We start from the raw sequence: 2,813 nt of genomic DNA on the forward strand, positions 1-2,813 counted from the left end.
GCGCGGGCATTGCCACGGGTAAAGTTGGGCAACAGGGCTGCATCCACACTTTCACTCGGTGGGTTCCACGACCGCAACTGCCCTCCAAATCCGCTGCCACCGCCGTGATAACCGGCATATTCGCGCAGCGATGTCATGCCGTCCGGCCCCAGAAGGGTGGGAATGGTGGGCGTTTTCATACATAAAATCCTGCAGGTCCCCTGCGTCGCTGTGTCATGCCGGTCTGCACTTCCAGCTCTGCAATATATTTTTTCAGGTCAGACACGGAAGTGGCCGTAAACTCCACCCTTCGTCCGTCTTTCTGTACTGTTGCCACCCGTTTACCTGTCATCAGGTCATGCAGTGCCGCACGGGCAGCGGCAAGTTCTTCCTGTCGCGTCATTCATCCTCTCCGGATAAGGCACGGGCGTAATCTGCCAGTGTTTTCTTGTTGGTTGCTGCACCATCCTCTTCCTGCAGGCTCGCCAGCAGCGCACTGAGATCCAGCTGCCAGCGGGAAATACTGATGCGCAGCGCCGCCAGCGCATAAACGAAGCAGTCGAGTGCCTCATTGCGTCGCTTTTTGCTGTCCCACAGTATTTTTTTCCTGCCATCCACCCATTTTTCGACCTGCTCTTCAGCAGTCAGCTGCTGCGCTTCGGTCAGATCAAAAATATCCGGGTTATTCGGGAAGTGAACGGCACCGGGAAGCGGTTCATCCCCTTCCGGCGTCAGTGTGAAGCGGTTATAAATCTGCTCTTTCGCGGTATCCGTACCGATTTCGGTAAGGTAAACCCCGTTTTTGTTTCGCTTACGTGGCATGCTGGCCACCGGCTTTCCGTAGACGGATGCCCCTTTAATGGGGATCACCCGGAACAGCCCATGTTTTTTCGAGCGTTCATACACAATGGTCGGGTCAATCCCGCCAGTATCCCAGCAGATACGGGATATCGACATTTCTGCACCATTCCGGCGGGTATAGGTTTTATTGATGGCCTCATCCACACGCAGCAGCGTCTGTTCATCGTCGTGGCGGCCCATAATAATCTGCCGGTCAATCAGCCAGCTTTCCTCACCCGGCCCCCATCCCCATACGCGCATTTCGTAGCGGTCCAGCTGGGAGTCGATACCGGCGGTCAGGTAAGCCACACGGTCAGGAACGGGCGCTGAATAATGCTCTTTCCGCTCTGCCATCACTTCAGCATCCGGACGTTCGCCAATTTTCGCCTCCCACGTCTCACCGAGCGTGGTGTTTACGAAGGTTTTACGTTTTCCCGTATCCCCTTTCGTTTTCATCCAGTCTTTGACAATCTGCACCCAGGTGGTGAACGGGCTGTACGCTGTCCAGATGTGAAAGGTCACACTGTCAGGTGGCTCAATCTCTTCACCGGATGACGAAAACCAGAGAATGCCATCACGGGTCCAGATCCCGGTCTTTTCGCAGATATAACGGGCATCAGTAAAGTCCAGCTCCTGCTGGCGGATGACGCAGGCATTATGCTCGCAGAGATAAAACACGCTGGAGGGGTCATCCGGCGTCCATTTGAGGCCAAACGGCGTCTCTTTGTCGCCAAATTTAAGATACTGCTCCTCCCCGCAATGCGGGCAGGCAACATGAAAACGCATAAAATGCGGGGATTCACTGGCTGCACGCTCAATCTGACAGGTGCCTCTCACTTTTGGCGTGGAGCCACGGATGGACTTTGGCCAGACCGAGCCTTCAATACGCTTGTCACCCAGGAACGTCGGAGAGCCTTCCTGTTCAATATCATCATCAAAAGCAGCAAGTTCATCATAACCCGCCACATCCACCGACTTTTCACGGTAGTTTTTTGCCGCTTTACCGCCCAGGCACCAGAAGCCACGCCCATTAGTGAAACGCTTCATGGTGAGCGTGTTATCCCGGTGCTTTTTGCCATACCACGGGGCCAGCGCCAGCAGCGACGGAATATCACGAATAGTCGGCTCAACGTGGGTTTTCATAAAGTTCTCGGCATCACCATCCGTCGGCAACCAGATAAGGGTGTTGCGCTGCTTATGCTCTATAAAGTAGGCATAAACACCCAGCAGCATTTTGGAATAACCGACACGGGCAGACTTCACCACATTCACCTCACGGATGTAGTCGCTGCCCATCGCATTCATGATGGCCCGCTGAAAGGGCAGTGTTTCCCAGCGCCCTTCCTGGTATGCGGATTCTTTCGGGAGATAGTAATTAGCATCCGCCCATTCAACGGCGGTCTGTGGCTCCGGCCTGAACAGTGAGCGAAGCCCGGCGCGGACAAAATGCCGCAGCCTGTTAACCTGACTGTTCGATATATTCACTCAGCAACCCCGGTATCAGTTCATCCAGCGCGGCTGCTTTGTTCATGGCTTTGATGATATCCCGTTTCAGGAAATCAACATGTCGGTTTTCCAGTTCCGGAAAACGCCGCTGCACCGACAGGGGGAGCCCGTCGAGAATACTGGCAATTTCACCTGCGATCCGCGACAGCACGAAAGTACAGAATGCGGTTTCCACCACTTCAGCGGAGTCTCTGGCATTCTTCAGTTCCTGTGCGTCGGCCTGCGCACGCGTAAGTCGATGGCGTTCGTACTCAATAGTTCCTGGCTGGAGATCTGCCTCGCTGGCCTGCCGCAGTTCTTCAACCTCCCGGCGCAGCTTTTCGTTCTCAATTTCAGCATCCCTTTCGGCATACCATTTTATGACGGCGGCAGAGTCATAAAGCACCTCATTACCCTTGCCACCGCCTCGCAGAACGGGCATTCCCTGTTCCTGCCAGTTCTGAATGGTACGGATACTCGCACCGAAAATGTCAGCCAGCTGCTTTTTG

The 2,813-nt window shown here is 54.6% G+C and carries 3 protein-coding genes and 1 pseudogene; all 4 read right to left on the minus strand.

The window, feature by feature from the left end; genetic code table 11:
- Nucleotides 1-179, minus strand: a pseudogene (locus tag VXQ92_RS15510) (phage portal protein); the annotation flags it as partial.
- Nucleotides 176-382 carry a phage head-tail joining protein gene (locus VXQ92_RS15515; protein WP_000198149.1) on the minus strand — a complete coding sequence of 69 codons (207 nt, stop codon included), beginning with the start codon at nucleotides 380-382 and terminating at the stop codon, nucleotides 176-178. The pseudogene VXQ92_RS15510 and the gene VXQ92_RS15515, both read right to left, overlap by 4 nt.
- Nucleotides 379-2,304: a phage terminase large subunit family protein gene (locus tag VXQ92_RS15520; RefSeq protein ID WP_001027292.1), complete on the minus strand. Its 1,926-nt coding sequence runs from the start codon at nucleotides 2,302-2,304 to the stop codon at nucleotides 379-381. The genes VXQ92_RS15515 and VXQ92_RS15520 overlap by 4 nt, the downstream gene beginning before the upstream one ends.
- The coding region (locus tag VXQ92_RS15525) for a DNA-packaging protein (protein ID WP_096989773.1) at nucleotides 2,279-2,813 on the minus strand (535 nt) is incomplete at its 5' end. The genes VXQ92_RS15525 and VXQ92_RS15520, both read right to left, overlap by 26 nt.

Source organism: Acinetobacter sp. 228, from assembly GCF_048147885.1.